We start from the raw sequence: 18,722 nt of genomic DNA, 5'->3' as shown, positions 1-18,722 counted from the left end.
TCCAGAGCTCGGACGTGGAATGGGATCGAGTGCTACCGGGCTGCCTTCAGGGCGACCGGCAGACTGCTGTATCCGTGCAGGAAGTTGGAGTGGATGGGCTTGGCCGGCCCGGTCGGTACGGCTTCGGCGACATGGGTGCGCAGGGCGGTGAGCAGGGCGGCGATCTCGGCGCGGCCCAGGAAGGCGCCGGGGCAGAAGTGCGGTCCGTAGCCGAACGCCACGTGCTTGTTGGGGGTGCGTCCGAGGTCGAAGGTGGTGGGGTCGGCGAAGACGTCCTCGTCGTAGTTGGCCGAGCTGTTCCACAGTGTGACGACGTCCCCGGCGCGCACGAGCCGGCCGGCGACCTCGACGTCCTTCAGGGCCCGGCGGCCGAAGTGCATTGCGGGGCTGACCCAGCGCAGCACTTCTTCGACGGCGCTTTCGACGGTGACGTCACCGGAGATGAGCCGTTGCCACTGCTGCGGGTGCGCGATCAGTTCGTGCATGCCGCAGATCATGGAGAGTCTGCTGGTCTCGTCGCCGCCGATGATGATGCTGTAGCAGTTGAAGATGATTTCCTGGTCGGTGAGGGGTTCTCCGTTGACGGTGCTGGTCGCAAGGACGCTCACCACGTCGTCGCGTGGCGCCGCGCGGCGGTCCGCGGCCAGGTCGGCGAAGTAGAAGAGCAGTTCGTTGCGGGCGACCAGCGCCTCATCGGCGGAGCTGTCCGCTTCTTCGGTGCTGAGCGCCTCCTTGGTCAGCGTCAGCAGGTAGTCGCGGTCGCTGGCGGGCACGCCGAGCAGGTCGGCGACCGTGGCCATCGGAATGTGTTCGGCGACGTCCTGGGCGAAGTCGCATTCGCCTCTGGCGACGGCCAGCCTCACCAGCCGGTCCGCGCGCTCGTACACCCCTGCCACGACAGGATCGAGGACCCGTGGCGCGAACGCCTTCAGCATCACGTTGCGCAGTTCACGGTGGCGTGGGCCGTCCGTCACGGCTAGCATCCGGCCTGCGGCCGAATCGCCCCCTTCGAGAAGGGTGGCGAGTACATTTCCGCGCTCGGACGTGAAATGTGTTTTGTCACGGTACACGTCCAGCACGTCCTGGTATCGGGAGAGCACCCAGAATCCCGGCACGGCGTGGTCGTGGACCTCATGCCAGTGGATGGGGCTCTCCGTCCGGAACCGGCGCCACATCTTTGCAAGTTCGTCGGCGGGCGCCAGAAAAGTCTGCGGATCGGTGAGGTCGGCGCCTTCGACGGTCAGGGTGGTCACGGTCGGTCTCCCGCCTTTCGCCGGGCCTGTGTTCCCAGCACCGCGCTCGTTTCTTTCCTGTGGTGGTGGTGTTGCGGAGTTCACGCGCGAAGGGTTTCCCGAGCGGCTGGCAAAGGGAAACCGAAACGCATTTCGAGATTTGCGGGCGACTTGTGGGTGCCAGCATTGACGTAACGCAAGCAGGCTCTCCCCCCGCCGGTCAAGGTTCGTCTCCGGCCTGCGTGGGCAAACGCGTTCTGTCCTGGCGACAAGACAGCGGACACGGTGGCCACGGCTTGTGCGATGTCCTGTCGACGGGATACGGACGCCGGTCCAACGGGATACGGATGCCGGTCTATTTGGTTCGCCTCCGGTCGGCGGGCAGGTTATGTTCGGCCTCCGGCAGAGCGTTGCACGGAATCGGCGCATGGGTATCCGGAATTGCTTTGGACCAGGTAGCCGGGTTCATGTGTTCCGGAGATCCCATAACGTTGGCGCGAAGCCCGGGCTGTTGACGTGGTGCGTCTGCGGTCTGGGATAGTCGGACTTCAATCCCCGAATGCTGCTCAGGCGTCGTCCTGGACATTCGTGAGAGGCAGGAGGTGGGGGAAATGGCACGATCCACAAACCAGCGGCCGCATATCTCGGCAAGGGCGGCGGCTCTGCAGGGCAACAGCCTGGGCGAGCTGTTCCAACTTGCGCGCGAGCGCGGCGCCATCGACATGGCGCTGGGAACTCCCGGTTATCCAGAGCCCGCCGCCGGCATCATCCAGGCAGCCCACGACGCGCTCGGCGCCGGGCGCAACCAGTATGTCTTCCCGCCGGGCGACCTGGCGCTGCGGGAAAGGATCGCCGAAGGCCTCCCGACGCCGACCGATCCGCGGACCGAAGTGACCGTCACCGTGGGTGCCACCGAGGCACTGTGCATCGCCCTGCTCGCCGTCATCGACCCCGGCGACGAGGTCGTCCTGCTCGACCCGGGCTACGAGCAGTTCCGGGCGGCGATCACGCTGGCTGGTGGCGTGCCCCGCTCCGTTGCGCTGCGCGAGCCCGACTGGCGCCTGGAGCCGGCCGATCTGGCCGCGGCCTTCGGCCCGCGTACCCGCGCGGTGCTGCTGAACTCGCCCGGCAACCCCACCGGCCGGGTGCTGACCCCTCAGGAGCTCGGCTCGATAGCCGAGTTGGCGCAGACCTGGGACACGACGGTCATCTGCGACGAGGTGTACGGCAGTTTCGTCTTCGACGGCCGCCTCTCCACCTCCATCACCGAGGTTCCCGGGCTCGCCGAGCGCAGCATCGTCGTCGGTTCGCTCTCCAAGGACTACGCGATCAGTGGGTGGCGGCTGGGCTTCCTGCGGGCGGATGCCGAGCGTACGAAGACGTTGCGGCATGTGCAGGAGGTCACCACGAACGGCACCGCGGCACCGCTGCAGGTGGCCGTCGGTGCCGCGGCCGCCTCGGCAGACCTCAAAGTGGCGGCCGAGGAGATGGCCCGGCGCCGCGACCTGGCCCTGGAGATCTTCACGGGCATGGGCATGAGGATCACCCCCGCCGAGGGGGGCTGCTTCCTGCTGGCGGACGTCAGTGCGCTCACCGGCGGCCGCATGGACGGCCGGGCCTTCACTTTCGAACTGCTCGACGCCACCGGCGTTCTGGTGGTCCCCGGGGCTTCCTCGTTCGCGGACCCCGCGCGAGGCGCGAACTACGTGAGGATCGCCTTCAACCGGCAGGTCGGGGTGCTGGACGAGGTGGCCCGCCGAGTCCGCTCCTTCCGGCCCGCCGGCGAACAGCGAGGAGTGTGAGATGAGTCAGCCTCTGATCGACCAATGGGGCCCGCTTTCGGCATTGATGAGCCCGGGTCCGGAGGAGATAGCGCGCATCGCCACGCCGACCGGCAGCGAGGTGTGGCTCGTACGCGGATACTCCCTGGGGCGGTCGGTCCTGACGGACCCGAGATTCAGCCGGGCCGCGGCACTGCGGCCCCAGGCTCCGAAGCTCAACGACGCGCAGCCCGCCGCGGACTCCATGATGAGTATGGACGGCAGCCGGCACGCCCGGTTGCGACGCCTGGTCAGCGGAGCGTTCTCCACCGGCCGGATGGCCAGGATGAGCGACTTCGTTGCGCAGGTGACCGACCGGCATCTCGACACGGTCGCCGACCTCGGACCCGGCACGGACCTGATCGGCCATCTCGCCAGGCCGCTGCCGCTGTTCGTGCTCTGCTCCATGCTCGGCATCCCCGAGGAGGACACGCCTCTTTTCCGGGGCTGGGTCGAGGTCCTGTTCGACATCGACGCCAGCAGCCCGCGTGAGAAGGCCCGTCGGCGGATCGAACTCATCGAGTACATGACGGACTTGATGGACCGCAAACGGCGCGCACCGGGCGAGGATCTGCTCAGCGATCTGATCGCCGTGCACGACCGGGGCGAGCTGTCCACGAACGAACTGCTCACCCTGGGCCTGACGCTTTTGATGGCGGGGTACGAGACGACGACCGGCCAGATCGGTCTGGCGACGCTGTCGCTGCTGACCGACCGCGGCGTGTACGAAGAGCTCGTCGCGCACCCCGACCGGGTCGGGAAGGCGGTGGAGGAACTGATCCGGCTCAACCCGGTCACCCCGCTGACTTTCCTGCGTGTGGCCACCGAACCGGTACCTCTGGGCGAGGTCACGGTGCAGGCGGGCGAAGGCGTCGTGGTGGCCCTGATGTTCGGCAACCGGGACGCCGAGGTGTTCGCCAAGCCGGAGTCGATGGACTTCGTCTCCGGCCGTGGCACCCCGCATCTGACCTTCGGTCACGGAGTGCACCGCTGTCTGGGCGCGCCGCTCGCGCGGCTGCAGGTGCGCATCGTCCTGGAACATCTGCTGCGGCGCTTCCCGACACTGCGCCTGGCCGAGGTCGAAGAGCCGGTCGTCTGGAAAGACGGCCTGGGCATCCGCGGCCTGTCCCGGCTACAGGTCTCCTGGTAGCGGCCCCGCCGATCGCGGCCGTGCCGGCGCCCTTGCCATGACCGCACATTCCCCCCTTCCGGAGACTGAGAACACGTGGCTGACGAGGAAAAACTCCGCGAGTACCTCAAGCGCGCCATCGCCGACGCACGCGAGATGCGCGAGCGCCTGCGCGAAGTCGAGAGTGAGCGGCGTGAGCCGGTTGCGATTGTGGGGATGGCGTGCCGGTATCCCGGGGGCGTGGCCTCTGCCGAGGACCTGTGGCGTCTGGTCACCGACGAGATCGACGCCATCGGCCCCTTCCCCAAGGACCGCGGCTGGGACCTCGACAACCTCTACCACCCCGATCCGGACCATGTCGGCACCACCTACACCACCCACGGCGGATTTCTCTACGACGCCGCCGACTTCGACCCCGCCTTTTTCCACATCAGCCCGCGGGAAGCTGCCGCCATGGACCCCCAGCAGCGCCTTCTGCTGGAAACCAGCTGGGAGGCCATCGAGCACGCCGGTATCAGCCCGGCCTCGCTTCACGGCACTCTCACCGGCACCTACTGCGGCGTGATGTACAGCGACTACCGCCCCGACCGGGAAGAGGCCTACGGCTTCACGGGCAGCTCGCCGAGCGTCGCCTCGGGACGTATCGCCTACGCCCTCGGGCTCAAGGGCCCTGCGATCACCGTCGACACCGCCTGCTCCTCCTCGCTCGTCACCACGCATCTCGCCGTCCAGGCCCTGCGCAACCGCGAATGCGACCTCGCTCTCAGCAGCGGCGTGGCGGTCATGTCCCGTCCCACCGCCTTCGTCGAGTTCAGCCGGCAGCGTGGCCTGGCTCCCGACGGGCGCTGCAAGCCCTTCTCCGCCGGCGCCGACGGCACCGCCTGGAGCGAAGGCGCCGGCACCCTGCTGCTGGAGCGTCTGTCCGACGCCCTGCGTAACAACCATCCTGTTCTTGCCGTCATCCGCGGCTCAGCACTCAACCAGGACGGCGCCAGCAACGGCCTGACCGCGCCCAACGGCCCGTCCCAGGAACTGGTCATCCGCCAGGCTCTGGCCGCTGCCGACCTCACCCCCGACCAGGTCTGTGTCGTCGAGGCCCACGGCACCGGTACCGCCCTCGGCGACCCCATCGAAGCCCAGGCCCTGCAGAACACCTACGGCCGCCACCGTGACCCGCAGGCTCCCCTGCACGTGGGCTCGCTCAAATCCAACATCGGCCACGCCCAGGCTGCCGCAGGTATCGCCGGCATCATCAAAATGACCATGGCCATACGTCATGGACGCCTGCCCAGGACCCTGCACACCCACCGGCCCACACCGCATGTCGACTGGTCGGACGGCACGTTGGCGCTCCTGTCACAGGCCCGGCCCTGGCCCGACCGGGGGCATCCGCGCCGGGCTGGGGTCTCCTCCTTCGGCATCAGCGGCACCAACGCCCACCTCATCCTCGAAGAGCCGCCCCGCACCGGGGGCGACGACGCCGTACGGCCCCGGCGCTCTCTGGACGCCCCCACCCCGTGGTTGCTGTCCGGCCACACTGCGCAAGCCCTCCGTGCCCGGGCCAGCCAGCTCCACCACCACCTCACCGAGCACCCCCACCTCGCCCCCGACGACGTCGGTCTGACGCTCGCCCGGGCGCGTGCACGGCACGACCACACGGCCGCCGTCGTCGCCCGCACCGACGCGGAGTTCCGCGAGGCCCTCAGGGCCCTCGCCGCCGGCGCCCCCTCACCCGACGTCCTGCAGGGCGGCTTGGCGGCAGGCACGTCGGCCGAGCCCCGCGTCGCTTTCCTGTTCACCGGGCAGGGCAGCCAGCGCCCCGGCATGGGCCGCGAACTCCACGCGGCCTACCCCGTGTTCCGGGAGGCCTTCGACGCCGTCTGCGGCCACCTCGATGAGCATCTGCCCGTCCCGCTCCAAGAGGTCGTGTTCGCCGCCGACGAGGGCGGTGCCGCAACGCTGCACCAGACTCTGTTCGCCCAGCCCGCGCTGTTCGCCCTGCAAACGGCCCTGCACCGGCTCCTGCGGCACTACGGCGCCGCCCCCGATCTCCTCCTGGGGCACTCCGTCGGCGAGATCGCCGCAGCTCACGCCGCCGGTGTCCTCGACCTCGCCGACGCCTGCACCCTGGTGGCCCACCGTGCCCGCCTCATGCAGTCGGCGCCCGCCGGCGGCCGCATGATCGCCATCGAGGCGACCGAGGACGAGATCCGCCCGGCCCTCGCCGCCCACACCGGACGCCTCGACCTCGCCGCCGTCAACGGGCCCCGCTCCGTCGTCGTCACCGGGGACGCCCCGGCGGCCACCGAGCTCGCCCGGACCTGGCAGGCCAAGGGCCGCAGAACCACGCCCCTCCACGTCAGCCACGCCTTCCACTCCCCCGACATGGACGCGATCCTGGACGAGTTCCACGCCATCGCCTCCCGCCTGAGCTACCACGAACCGCACACCCCCCTGGTCTCCAACTTCACCGGCCGCCTCGCCACCCCGGGCCAACTCACCGACCCCCACTACTGGGTCCGCCAGCTGCGTCACACCGTCCGCTTCCACGACGGCATCCGCGCGCTGCGCGACGAAGGGGCGACCGCGTTCGTGGAACTGGGCCCCGCGCCCGTCCTGACCGAGCTGCTGCGCGCGGCGCTCGACGACGACACCGACGCCCGGCTCCTGACCACGATCGGCCCCCACCGGCCCGAAGCTCACACCGTGACCGCCGCCCTCGCCTCTCTCGCCCTGCACGACACCCGCTTCGACACCACACGTCTCTACCCCGGCGCCGGGCTCACCCCCCTGCCCACCTACCCCTTCCAGCGGACCCGGCACTGGCTCGACGCACCGGCCGCGCCCCACCCCGCCGACGGCTCCCGCTCGGCGCTGGGTGAGGGCGTGGAACTGGCCGACGGCAGCGGCACGGTGTTCACCGCGACCCTCGACGCGCAGGGCATGCCGGGTCTCGCCGCCTCCGGCCTCGAGGTCGCCGAGCTGCTGGGGCAGGCCGCACAGCATGCCGGTGCGGGCCACGTGGCCGACTTCACCGTGGAGCAGGCCCTGCCGCTCGGGCTGCCCACCGCGGTGCAGCTCCTCGTCGGCGCCCCGGCACAGGACGGCAGCCGCACCCTGGCGCTGCACTCCCGGCCGGCACACGCCCCGCACGCCACGTGGAGCCGCCTCGCCACCGGCACGCTGGGCCTCGCCGGGGACACGGCACCGGACCACCTAGCCTCCTGGCCCCCCGAAGCGGTGCCGACGCTCCCGCTCGACGCGCTCAACTCCCGTCTGGCGATACGGGGTCACACCGTCGAAGCCTCCGTCTTCTCGGCCCTTGGCCGCGTCTGGTCCGACACCACCGGTCTGTACGCGGAGATCGCGCCCGCCACGGGAGGGGACGGTGACGGCACGTTGCTGCACCCCGCGCTGCCCGCGCTCATCGGCGCCTGCGCCGATACCGACGACACCCGGCATCTGGTGCCTGTCGCCTGGCGCGGCCTGCGATGGCACGGCAACAACGGCCCGGAAAGCAGCCGTCTGCTACGTGTGCGCCTGCGACGGAGCGGGGGCGATACCTGCTCCCTGCTCGTCGCCGACGACACCGGCGCGCCGGTGCTCAGCATCGCGTCGCTCACCCTGGGCGAGCGGACACCGCCCGCCGCTGCCCCGGCGAGCGAGTCCTCGCTGTTCACCCTGCACTGGAGCGAACCGGCGCCGAGCGCCCCGCACCTGGGCGGTGTCTGGGCTGCGGCAGGTCCGGACGCCGGCGCGATGCGCAGCGCCGCGCGTGCCGCCGGAACGACGATGAGCGCCCATGCGGGCCTGGACGATCTGCTGCGCTGCGCCGACGACGGTCTGCCGGTTCCCGAGGTGGTGCTGGCACTCGAGGCGGCAACGCCGCCCCAGGGCGCGGACGGGGGAAAGGCGCTCCACGACTTCCTGGCTCTTGTGCAGCAGTGGCTGGGCGATGACCGGTTCTCGCGCAGCAGGCTCGTCGTGCTGACCCGAGGCGCGGTGACCGTGCCGGGCGACCCGCAGCCGGATCCGGCGCGCGCCGCGGTCTGGGGGCTGGTCCGCGCCGCGCAGTCGGAGCGCCCCGGGCGGTTCACGCTGATAGACACCGACGGCTACCCCGGCTCCCTGCGCGCACTGCTGCGGGCCGCCGCCTCGGACGAACCCCAACTCGCGGTCCGTACCGGCAGATTGCTGGTTCCGCGGCTGCTGTCCCATCGGCCACGGGGTACCGCCGGTGTTCCGTTCGACACGCACAGCCGGGTCCTGATCACCGGTGGCCTGGGCACGCTGGGGCGTCATGTGGCCCGGCATCTGGCGGTACGTCACGGTGTGCGGCATCTGGTGCTCACCGGGCGCCGCGGGCTGCGCGCACCGGGTGCCGCGGCCCTGGTGGCCGAGTTGGAGGGGCACGGCGCGACGGTGACCGTCGCGGCCTGTGACGTCGGGGATCGCGCCGCGGTGGCCGCCCTCCTGGACGGACTCGACCAGCCGCCCACCGCGGTGGTGCACGCGGCCGGAGTCCTCGACGACACCGTCGTGAACCAGTTGACCCCGGAGCGGCTGGATGCCGTACTGCGGCCGAAGGCCGACGCCGCCGTCCACCTGCACGAGCTGACCCGGCATCTGGACCTGTCCGCCTTCGTGCTGTTCTCCTCCCTGTCCGGGCTGCTCGGCTCGGCGGGCCAGGGCAACTACGCCGCCGCCAACGCCTTCCTCGACGCGCTGGCACGACAGCGCCGCGCCGAGGGTCTGGCCGCCACCTCCCTGGCGTGGGGGCTGTGGGAGGGCGAGGACGGTCTGGGCAAGGAGCTCGGCGCGACAGATCTGCGCCGTCTGCACCGGTCCGGTGTGCTCCCCCTGCCCCTCGAGGACGCACTGTCCCTCTTCGACACCGCGGTCGCCGAGCCGGATGCGGTCCTGGTTCCCGCCCGTATCGACCTGGAAGGCAGGGACGCAGACGCTCTTCCGGCCCTTTTGCGGGCTCTCGTCCCGGCCGGTGCGACGCACCCCGCGAACCCCGTGTCACCCGAGGAAGACGAGGAAGCCCCCGCCGCCGCACTGCGCCGCCGGCTGGCCGATGCGCCGGCCGGCGAACGGCCGTACCTCGTCCTGGAGGCGGTGCGCGCCGAGATCGGCATCGTCCTGGACTACGCATCCGTGGACGACGTGTTGGCCAACGACCTCTTCCCGGACCTGGGCTTCGACTCCCTGACCGGGCTCGAACTGCGCAACCGGCTCGTAGTGCTGACGGGGCTGCAGCTGCCCTCCACGCTCCTGTACGACCACGCCACCCCCGCCGCGCTCGCGGATCACCTGACCGCCGAACTCGTCGGGGCGCCGGGAGCGGATGAGGGCGGCGGTCCTGAGCCACGCGACAGCGACATAGACGCAATGAACGCCGCCGAACTGGTCCGCCTGGCCCTGGGGGCGGTCGCCGACGGCCGTCCCAGGGAAGAAAGCGATGGAGAGCCCCGATGAAGCCAATCCCCGCCCAGGTCGTCGACGCGTTGCGGGCTGCGCTCAAGGACAACGAACGGCTTCGTGCCGAGGCAGCGAGCGGGGCCGAGCGCGAGAGCGGCCCGATCGCCATCGTCGGCATGGCCTGCCGCTATCCCGGCGGGGTCGCTTCCCCGCAGGAGCTGTGGCGCCTGGTGACGGACGAGACCGACGCGATCGGCCCGTTCCCCACCGACCGTGGCTGGGACCTGTCCGCGCTCTACGATCCGGATCCGGAACGGCAGGGCACCTCGTATGTCGAAGAAGGCGGATTCCTCTACGACGCGGCGGAGTTCGACGCCGAGTTCTTCCGGGTCTCGCCGCGCGAGGCGCACGCCATGGACCCGCAGCAGCGGCTGCTGCTGGAGACGGCGTGGGAGGCCTTCGAGAGTGCCGCGCTCGACCCGGCGGCGCTGCGCGGCAGCCGTACAGGCGTCTTCGTCGGCGCCATGTACAACGACTACGGCTCGAGGCTGTCCCCGGCGCCTGCCGGGTACGAGGGCTATGTCGGGCTCGGCAGCGCGGGCAGCGTGGCCTCGGGCCGCCTCGCCCACACGTTCGGGTTCGAGGGGCCGGCCCTGACCGTGGACACCGCGTGCTCGTCGTCCCTGGTGACGCTGCATCTGGCCGCTGCCGCACTGCGCCGCGGCGAGTGTTCGCTGGCCTTGGCGGGGGGCGCCACCGTCATGGCCACGCCCGCGTCCTTCGTGGAGTTCAGCCGGCAGCGTGCGCTGTCCGCGGACGGCCGCTGCAAGTCGTTCTCCGCATCCGCGGACGGCACCGCCTGGTCCGAGGGCGTCGGGCTGCTGCTGTTGGAGCGCCTCGCCGACGCGCGCCGCCTCGGTCACCCCGTGCTCGCCGTCGTACGCGGTTCCGCTGTCACGCAGAGCGGCCTGAGCCAGGGTCTGACGGCCCCCAGCGGCCGGGCTCAAGAACTCGTCATCCGCCAGGCGCTGGCCGCCGCCGGTCTGAGCGCCGACCAGGTCGACGCCGTGGAGGCCCATGGCACCGGCACCGCTCTGGGCGATCCGATCGAGGCCCGGGCGCTGCAGGCCACCTACGGCGAGCGCGACCCCGAACGCCCGCTTCACCTGGGCTCCCTCAAGTCCAACATCGGCCACACCCAGGCCGCCGCCGGGGTCGCCGGCGTCATCAAGATGACCATGGCGATGCGGCACGGACTGCTGCCGCGCACCCTGCACGTCGACGAACCGACGCCGCATGTCGACTGGTCGGCGGGGACGCTGGCGCTGCTGTCCCGGGCACGGCCCTGGCCCGACCTGGGGCGCCCGCGCCGGGCCGCGGTCTCCTCCTTCGGCATCAGCGGCAGCAACGCCCACGTCATCCTGGAGCAGGCCCCCGAACCCGTCGCCGAAAGCCGCGCCCGCGCGGCGACGGCCGAGGCAGCCGCTGCGGCCGTCGTGCCCGTCCCGCTGTCCGGGCACAGTCAAGCGGCGCTGCGTGCCCAGGCGCGCCAGGTCCTCGAGGGGCTGACCGCCGAGCACGCCTTTGCTGCCGGCCCCGTCGACGTCGGCTTCAGCCTGGCCACCACCCGTCATCACGGGATGCATCGCGCGGTGGTGCTGGCCCAGGACCGGGACAGTCTGCTGGAGGGCCTGCGCGCCGTGGCGGACGCCCCGGGTGCGGCCCCTGCCGCGCTCGGCCGGGCGAGTGAAGGGCGCACGGCCTTCCTCTTCGCCGGACAAGGAGCACAATTCCCGGGCATGGGCCGGGAGTTGTATCGCGCCTTCCCCGAGTTCGCGACGGCTTTCGACGCCGCCTGCGCGGAACTCGACCCCCGTCTCGAACAGCCCCTGCGGTCGATCCTCTTCGCGCCGGCGGACTCGCCCGAGGCCGCGCTGATCCATCGCACGCAGTACACCCAGCCCGCGCTCTTCGCCTACGAGGTCGCCCTCTTCCGCCTCCTGGAGCACTACGGGGTGCGGCCCGAAGCCGTCATCGGGCATTCCGTCGGCGCGCTCGCCGCCGCGCATGCCGCCGGCGTGCTCTCCCTCGCCGACGCGGCCGAACTGGCCGTGGCCCGCGGCCGGATCATGCAGCAGCTTCCTGAAGGCGGTGCCATGGCCGCGCTGCGGACCGACGAGGACACCGCCCTCGCACTGATCGCCGGGCATACGGACCGGCTCGCCGTCGCGGCCGTCAACGGGCCAAGGGCCACCGTCCTGTCCGGCGCCCGGGCCGAACTCGCCGCCGTGGTGGCCGAGTTCGAGAGCACCGGAGGCCGGGCGACCTGGCTCAAGGTCAGCCGCGCCTTCCACTCACCTCTGATGGCGCCCGCCGGTGCCGAGCTGGCCGCCGTGGCCGAGCGGCTGACGTTCCGGGAGCCGCGGCTGACGGTGGTGTCGGACCTGACCGGGCAGCCGGTGCGCAAGGACGAGCTGATGGACCCCGGCTACTGGGTGCGCCACGCCCTGGGCACGGTCCGTTTCCAGGACGGTGTCCGGTCCTTGGCGAAGCTCGGCTGCGACCGGTTCCTGGAGATCGGCCCGACGGGCGAGCTCACCGCGATGGCCACCGCCTGCTTCGACGAGGACGGCGCGCCGACGGTCATCGCCGCACAGCGGCGTCAACAGCCGCAGGAGAGTGCCCTATTGAGCGCGGTGGCCAGGCTTCACACGGTCGGCGCCGAGGTGGACTGGGCGGCCGTGTTCGCCCACACCGGTGCCCGCCGCGTCCCGCTGCCGACCTATCCCTTCCAGCGTCGTCGCTACTGGCTGGACACACCACGGCAGGTGCGGCCGGGTGGGCTCACCGGGCTCGACCACCCGGTCCTGGCCGCCGCCACGGATGTGCCACAGGCGCAGGGCACCCTGTTCACCGGACAGATCTCGCGCGCCGAACTGCCGTGGCTGGCCGACCACCACGTCAGCGGCCGGGTGCAGTTGCCGGGCACCGCTGTGCTGGACATGGTGGTGAGCGCCGCCCGCACGCTGGGCGACGACACCGTCGAGCGGCTCGCCCTCGAGGCTCCGGTGGCGGTGCCGGAGGGCGCACAGGTCGACGTGCAAGTGTTCCTGACGGCCGCCGACGCCGACGGCAGGCGCTCGGTCACTGTGCACGCCCGCCGGGCGGATGACTCCGGTGCCTCGGCCTGGACCCGGCACGCCCACGGCACCGTGGCGCGTCAGGAGCCGGGCACGGGCGCCGCCCCGCACGGCACCGGTCTGCCCGAGGACGCCGAGCCCCTCGGTATGACGCCGCAGGAGCTCTACCGCGCGCCGGCGATGCGGGAGTGGCACTACGGACCGGCGTTCCGCGGCGTCCGCGCGCTGTGGCGGTCGGGTGCTGATGTCCTGGCCGAGGTGGCGCTGCCCACCGGGACCGTCGCCGGCACCCACGCGCTGCACCCGGTGCTGCTCGACGCCGCCTTGCACCCGTTGGCAGCCGACGGCGTCGCCGGCCCGGGCAGGGTCGTGAAGACATGGACCGATGTGCGCGTCCACGCCGTCACCGCCGAGGACCGGGCACGGGTTCGTCTGACATCGTCCGGGCCGGACGCCTTCGCGCTCGAGCTGACCGGCCTCGACGGGCGCCCGGTGGTCTCGGTCGGCTCGCTCACGCTGGGGCCGGCTGCGGCCGGCGGCCCCGGCCCTGTCGGCGCGGGGGCACTTGAGGGTCTGCTGGTGCCGCGCTGGGTTGCGCTGCCCGAACTGCCCGACACCGCACCGCAGGAGCATTGGCCGAGCCTCGCCGAGGCACTTGCCTCGAACGGGCCTGCTCCCAGGATGGTCGTGCTGCCGTGCCCCGCCCCCGAGGGGGATGCGCCTGCGGCTGCCCGCGAGGCGCTGATGGAGGTTCTGCACGCGGCCCGGCAGATCCTTGCGGCCGGGCAAGGGACGGACACCCGGCTGGTGATCACCACCCGCGGCGCCGTCACCGTCGACGGGGCAGGCGCGTCCGCCCCCGGTCCGCAGCCCGTCCACCGGGCGGTGTGGGGGCTGATCCGCTCCGCGCAGGCCGAGCACCCGGGCCGGTTCGTCCTGCTGGACGAGGACGGCACCGATGCCTCCCGCAAGGCCTTCGCCGCCGCCCTGGCCACGGGAGAACCGCAGGTCGCGCTGCGCTCGGGCACCGTCCACCGGCCGCTACTGGCCCCCGTCGAGGTGCCGGGCGTCAAGAGTTACTGGGACTGTGCGAGGGCCGTGCTGATCACCGGCGGCCTCGGCTGGCTCGGCCGGATCACCGCGCGGCATCTGGTGGAGCGTCACGGTGTGCGCCAGCTCGTGCTGATGGGCCGCAGCGCCCCCACCGGTGCGTCGGCGCGCGCCGTCGCAGAGTTGCAGGACCTCGGCGCCGAGGTCCGCACGGTGCGCTGCGACGCCGCCGACCCCGAGGCGCTGGCCGCCGCGCTCGACGAGCTCGCCGGGGCCGGCATACGCATCGGCGGCGTCGTGCACGCCGCGGGCGTCCTCGAAGGCGGTCTGCTGACCGAGCTGAGCGCGGACAGCCTGGAGCGGGCGCTGCGCCCGAAGGTCGATGCGGCGTTCCATCTGCACGAACTGACCGCGGCGCTGGACCTGTCCGCGTTCGTTGTCTTCTCCTCTGTGGCCGGGACGCTCAACTCTGCGGGCCAGGGCGCGTACGCCGCCGCGAACGCGTTCCTGGAAGGCCTGATGGAGCAGCGGCAGGCGGCGGGCCGGCCGGGAGTGGCCGTGGTGTGGGGCCAGTGGGACGTGGGGGGCGGCATGGGCAGCACCCTGACCGAGGCCCAGATCGCCCGCATGGCCCGCCTGGGCATCCTGCTAATGCCTGTCGAGCAGGGCCTGGCCTTCCTCGATACTGCGGTCCGCGACGGGCACCCGGTGGCGGTCGCAGCACGCTGGGACGGCGCCGCCCCGACCGCGCTGTCCCAAGTCGGCGCCTGGGAGCAGGAGGGCCAGGAGGGCGATGCGGCGCGGGCGCGACGCCCGGAGGGGGCCGTGTGGCCGGCGGACGCCGACGGCGACGCGATCCTGGAGCGGCTGCGCGGAGTGATCGCCGACGTGCTCGGCCACACCTCGGCCGACGCCGTCGACCCGGCTCTGCCGTTCGACCACGTGGGGGTGGACTCACTTGCGGCGGTGGAGCTGCGCAACCGCATCACGGCGGCGACCGGGCACCGGCTCCCGGCCACCTTCGTCTTCGACTGGCCGACGCCACGTGAACTGGCCGACTTTCTGCACCAGGAGCTGTTGTCGGGCAGAGCGCCCGATACCGCCACCGAGAAGGAGACCTCGACGTCATGACCATGCGGACCGCCGCCCCCGGCGACCTGTTGCGGGACATCTATCTGGCGGGTCCCGACGGCCGTGCCGGCCAAGTCACCACCAATTTCGAGGCGTTGGAAGAAGCGGCCCGTGTGGTGCTCGATCCGGCGACGTTCGCCTTCGTGGCCGGTAACGCGGGCACCGGGCTGACCGGCCGCGCGAACCGGGAGGCCTTCGACCGGTGGCGATTGGTGCCGCGCGCGCTGCGCGGCATCACGCGGCGCGACTTGTCGGTCTCCGTGCTCGGCGAGCGCCTGCCCACGCCGGTCCTGCTGGCGCCGATCTCCGCGCACACCACGGTGCACCCCGAGGGCGAACTCGCCACCGTCCGGGGAGCGGCGGATGCGGGGGTGCCGTTCGTCCTGTCCTCGTACGCCTCGCACAGCCTGGAGGAGGTGGCGGCCGCGGCCGGGCCGGGTCCCCGGTGGTTCCAGCTCTACTGGCCCACGGACGACGCACTGACCGCATCCTTGGTGCGCCGGGCCGAGGCGAGCGGATACACGGCACTGGTCGTCACGGTCGACAATCCTTCCATCGGCTACCGGCCCGCGGACCTCGACCACGGCTTTCTGCCGATGCTGCGCGGGGTGGGGCTCGCCCACTACACCAGCGATCCGGTGTTCCGGGCGGCGCTGCCGCCGAATGCCGGCACCAAGGAGGTCGTCAGGCACTGGGCGGGTGTCACCGGTCACCTCGCGCTGACCTGGGAGCGGCTGGCGTGGCTGCGCGGCCTGACCGACCTGCCCGTTCTCGTCAAGGGCGTGCTGCACCCGGACGACGCGCGGCGTGCGGTGGCAAGCGGCGCGGACGGCGTGATCGTCTCCAATCACGGGGGGCGCCAGCTGGACGGTGCGGCCGGCGCTCTCGACTGTCTGTCTGCCGTGCGCGCGGCTGTCGGGGACGGCGTCACCGTGCTGCTGGACTCCGGTGTCCGTACCGGCAGCGACGTCGTCAAGGCGCTGGCCCTGGGCGCTGACGCGGTGCTGTACGGCAGGCCGTATCTGTACGGCCTGGCCTTGGACGGGCGTGCGGGCGTACGCCATGTGTTGCGGTGCCTGCTGGCCGAGCTCGATGTGGTACTGACGCTGACGGGCTACGGCAGTGCCGAGGCGCTCGGCCCGGAACTGCTCGCTGCGGCGGGGCCGTTGCCGCTGCCGTAGCCGCATGTGAACGGAGGTGGCCGGGCCGTTGCCGGGACGTCTTGGACGTCCCGGCAGCGGTCCGGCCTCGCCGCGTTAGCGCGCCGCGAGGCGTTCCAGTTCCCGGGCCACGTCGCTGGGTGAGGGCTGGGCGAGGAACTCCTCGCGCAGCCGCCCGGCGCCCTCCCTGAAGCCGGGCTCCTGCAGCAGCCGCACCAGCGCGGCCCGGATCCGGTCCCCGTCGAATTCCTGCGGCGTATCTCCCGGAATCCACAGACCCGCCCCGGCGCGCTCCAGCCGCGGACCGCGCTCGCCCATGTCGGGGATGGCGCGGCTGACGATCAGCTGTGGCACGCCGTGGGCGACCGCCTCCATGAACGCCGGCACACCTCCGTGATGGATCACCGCCGCACACGAGCCGATCACCGCGTTCAACGGCACGAACTCCACCAGCCGGGTATGGCCGGGAACCCGCACCAGTTCCTTGTGGAAGCGTTCGGGCAGCGTCAGCACCAGCTCGATGTCCAGGTCGGCCACCGCATCGAGCATGCCCTGCACCTGCTCCGCGGAGAAGGCCGCGGCCGAGGGATCCGTTTCCAGGCTGATGCCGAAGGTGGCCAGGACGCGGGGCCTGGACGGGTCCTGGCGGGCCCATCGTGGGACGCTCGACGGGCCGTGGTAGGGCAGGAAGCGCATCGGAAGGTGGGGGACGTCCGACTCCAGCCGCATCGAGCCCAGCATCTGCTCGATCTGCACCTGCCCCGTCACCATCTCCTCGCCGAACTCCGCGCCGTACTTGTCCGCCCACTGCCGCAGCCAGTCCCCCAGCGGATCCTCACGGTCCGCCGCCGGCTGCTGCGCCCGCACCCGCAGATAGTGCCGCCGCAGGCGGCCCTCCACGTCGAGTTCGGTGCGGATGCGTGCATGGGGAACACCGAGCGCGGTGGCCGCGATCGCGCCGGCCGGACTCATCCAGTCCCAGACCACCAGATCCGGCTGCCACCAGCGGCCGTAGTCGACCAGCTCCTCGACCATCGCGTCGTTGGCGCCCCGGTAGGTCGCGCTCAGGAACCGGTATCCCCAGCGCAGGCGTTCCCAGGTCAGTACCTCCTCCCGGTTCTCGGACAGGTCGACCAGGATGTCGTTGTGCTCACCGTGCTCGGCGACCAGTTGCTCGTACAACTGGGCCTGCGCGTGCTCGATGCGCTCGAACACCGGCTCGTCAGGACCGACCGGTACGTCCGTCAGGCCCGAGCTGGTGATGACGTCGGTCAGCGCGGGGCCGCTGGCGACCCGCACCTCGTGCCCCGCCGCCTGCAGCGCCCAGGCCAGCGGCACGGTCTGCTGGAAGTGGGTTCGCCAGGGAAAGACTACAAACAGGACTCGCATCGCACTTCTTCTCCTCCGCGTGCGCAGGTCGCCACTCAGTCGGTGAGCATCTGCAATTTCGAGACACCGAGAATGTCGTCCAGTGCCAGGAATTCGGGGGCGTGATCCATGTCCCTGCGCAGCTTCGGGTAGCGCTCCAGGAGCATCCGCAGTGCGATCCGGCTCTCGAGCCGGGCCAGCGGCGCACCGATGCAGAAGTGGATGCCACGGCCGAAGCCCAGGTGCGGGTTGGGGTCGCGGTCCGGGTCGAAGACGTCAGGGTCGGTGAATTGGCGTGTGTCCCTGTTGGCGGCGCCGAGCCACAGGCGCACGAGGCGGCCCTTGGGCACCTTGACGCCCGCCAGCTCTGTGTCGGCGACGCTGGCACGCACCGAGGCCGCGAGCGGACCGTAGAACCGCAGCGTCTCCTCGACCACCCCTGCGTCCAGGCGCGGGTTCGTACGTATCCGCGCCATCTGCTCGGGGTGGCTGTCCAGGCACAGCAGCATGTTGCCGATCGTGGCGCTGGTGGTGAGGTGGCCGGCGACGAGCAGTTCCCGCGCGAAGGTCACCACGGCGTTCTCGCTCAGCCGCTCCCCCCCGATCTCCGCCTCGACGAGCTTGGTGAGCAGGTCCTCGCGCGGCTTGGTGCGTCGCTCGGCGACGTGCGCGCGCAGGTAGTCCATGAGCTCGGGCAGCTGCCCCATGGCGGCCGCGACGTCCTCGTCCTCGCGGCTCTTTCCCGTGCTCTCCACCGTCAGATCGCCGGCCGCGGCCAGGATCTGGTCCACCCACTGCTTGAAGAGCTCCCGGTCGCCGGCCGGCACGCCGAGCATGTCGGCGATCACGATGACCGGCAGGGGGTATGCCAGGTCGCTGATGAGTTCCAGGCCTGAGCGGCCCTGTGTCGCGTCGAGGAGGTCACCGGCGAGTTCGACGATGCGCGGTTCGAGGTCGGCGACCATCTTCGGTGTGAAGGCGCGGCTGACTATCTTGCGCATCTTGGTGTGCTTGGGCGGGTCCGCGGCGCTGAGCGCTCCCTCGTTGAGGGCCTCGCCCTCGGGTGCTTCCCCGAGCAGCAGGGCCTCCACGTTGGACGAGTACGCCTGCGGGTTGCCGTAGACCTCCAGGCACTCGGCGTGCCCGTAGACATGGACCACCCCGCCGTCATCGATGGTGACGGGCGCATCCGGCCGACGGCCCCACAGCCAGAAGTAGTTCGGGTTCACACCCCAGTCCTGGGGAGGTCGGGTCATCTGAGTTCCTCT

At 71.6% G+C, this 18,722-nt stretch carries 8 protein-coding genes; 5 read left to right on the top strand and 3 right to left on the bottom strand.

The genetic code is table 11. The features are described 5' to 3' along the window. Nucleotides 1-32 precede the first annotated feature (32 nt). Complete coding sequence (locus ACFV1J_RS21465; protein ID WP_385860463.1) at nucleotides 33-1,253, bottom strand: cytochrome P450; 1,221 nt, start codon at nucleotides 1,251-1,253, stop codon at nucleotides 33-35. Between the two features lie 590 nt (nucleotides 1,254-1,843). Between ACFV1J_RS21465 and ACFV1J_RS21460 the strand changes: the two genes are divergently transcribed. The 5 genes from ACFV1J_RS21460 to ACFV1J_RS21440 all read left to right on the top strand — a co-directional run bounded on the left by ACFV1J_RS21460 (nucleotide 1,844) and on the right by ACFV1J_RS21440 (nucleotide 16,107). Beyond that, nucleotides 1,844-3,034 (top strand): pyridoxal phosphate-dependent aminotransferase, encoded by a 1,191-nt coding sequence (locus ACFV1J_RS21460; protein ID WP_385860461.1) that lies wholly within the window; start codon nucleotides 1,844-1,846, stop codon nucleotides 3,032-3,034. Between the two features lies 1 nt (nucleotide 3,035). Then, a complete protein-coding gene (locus ACFV1J_RS21455) occupies nucleotides 3,036-4,202 on the top strand; it encodes a cytochrome P450 (protein ID WP_385860459.1) in 1,167 nt (388 codons plus the stop codon). Nucleotides 4,203-4,277: 75 nt separating this feature from the next. After that, nucleotides 4,278-9,662 carry an SDR family NAD(P)-dependent oxidoreductase gene (locus tag ACFV1J_RS21450; RefSeq protein WP_385860456.1) on the top strand — a complete coding sequence of 1,795 codons (5,385 nt, stop codon included), beginning with the start codon at nucleotides 4,278-4,280 and terminating at the stop codon, nucleotides 9,660-9,662. 29 nt (nucleotides 9,663-9,691) lie between these two features. Continuing rightward, nucleotides 9,692-14,926, top strand: coding sequence for an SDR family NAD(P)-dependent oxidoreductase (locus ACFV1J_RS21445; RefSeq protein WP_385860501.1), 5,235 nt, complete (start codon nucleotides 9,692-9,694; stop codon nucleotides 14,924-14,926). Continuing rightward, entirely contained in the window at nucleotides 14,923-16,107 is a 1,185-nt protein-coding gene (locus ACFV1J_RS21440) for an alpha-hydroxy-acid oxidizing protein (RefSeq protein ID WP_385860454.1), read from the top strand. The genes ACFV1J_RS21445 and ACFV1J_RS21440 overlap by 4 nt, the downstream gene beginning before the upstream one ends. 75 nt (nucleotides 16,108-16,182) lie before the next feature. Here the strand turns inward: ACFV1J_RS21440 and ACFV1J_RS21435 are convergent, their stop codons facing one another. Both ACFV1J_RS21435 and ACFV1J_RS21430 read right to left on the bottom strand, forming a co-directional pair. Next, nucleotides 16,183-17,475 carry an activator-dependent family glycosyltransferase gene (locus tag ACFV1J_RS21435; RefSeq protein ID WP_385860452.1) on the bottom strand — a complete coding sequence of 431 codons (1,293 nt, stop codon included), beginning with the start codon at nucleotides 17,473-17,475 and terminating at the stop codon, nucleotides 16,183-16,185. Nucleotides 17,476-17,510: 35 nt separating this feature from the next. Further along, the gene (locus ACFV1J_RS21430) at nucleotides 17,511-18,710 is read right to left on the bottom strand and encodes a cytochrome P450 (RefSeq protein WP_385860450.1); all 1,200 of its coding nucleotides are present in this window, start codon (nucleotides 18,708-18,710) and stop codon (nucleotides 17,511-17,513) included. Between the last annotated feature and the right edge of the window lie 12 nt (nucleotides 18,711-18,722).

Origin of the sequence: Streptomyces sp. NPDC059649 (genome assembly GCF_042734445.1) — a bacterium.
GTDB lineage: Bacteria > Actinomycetota > Actinomycetes > Streptomycetales > Streptomycetaceae > Streptomyces.
Note: the sequence above shows the minus strand (reverse complement) of the source record. Positions and strands in the feature narration are given on the sequence as shown.

What these genes read in the sequence shown, in the direction of transcription:
- ACFV1J_RS21455 (WP_385860459.1), top strand. Translation starts at nt 3,036, where the DNA reads ATGAGTCAGCCTCTGATCGACCAATGGGGCCCGCTTTCGGCATTGATG.
- ACFV1J_RS21440 (WP_385860454.1), top strand. Translation starts at nt 14,923, where the DNA reads ATGACCATGCGGACCGCCGCCCCCGGCGACCTGTTGCGGGACATCTAT.
- ACFV1J_RS21430 (WP_385860450.1), bottom strand. Translation starts at nt 18,710, where the DNA reads ATGACCCGACCTCCCCAGGACTGGGGTGTGAACCCGAACTACTTCTGG.
- ACFV1J_RS21435 (WP_385860452.1), bottom strand. Translation starts at nt 17,475, where the DNA reads ATGCGAGTCCTGTTTGTAGTCTTTCCCTGGCGAACCCACTTCCAGCAG.
- ACFV1J_RS21460 (WP_385860461.1), top strand. Translation starts at nt 1,844, where the DNA reads ATGGCACGATCCACAAACCAGCGGCCGCATATCTCGGCAAGGGCGGCG.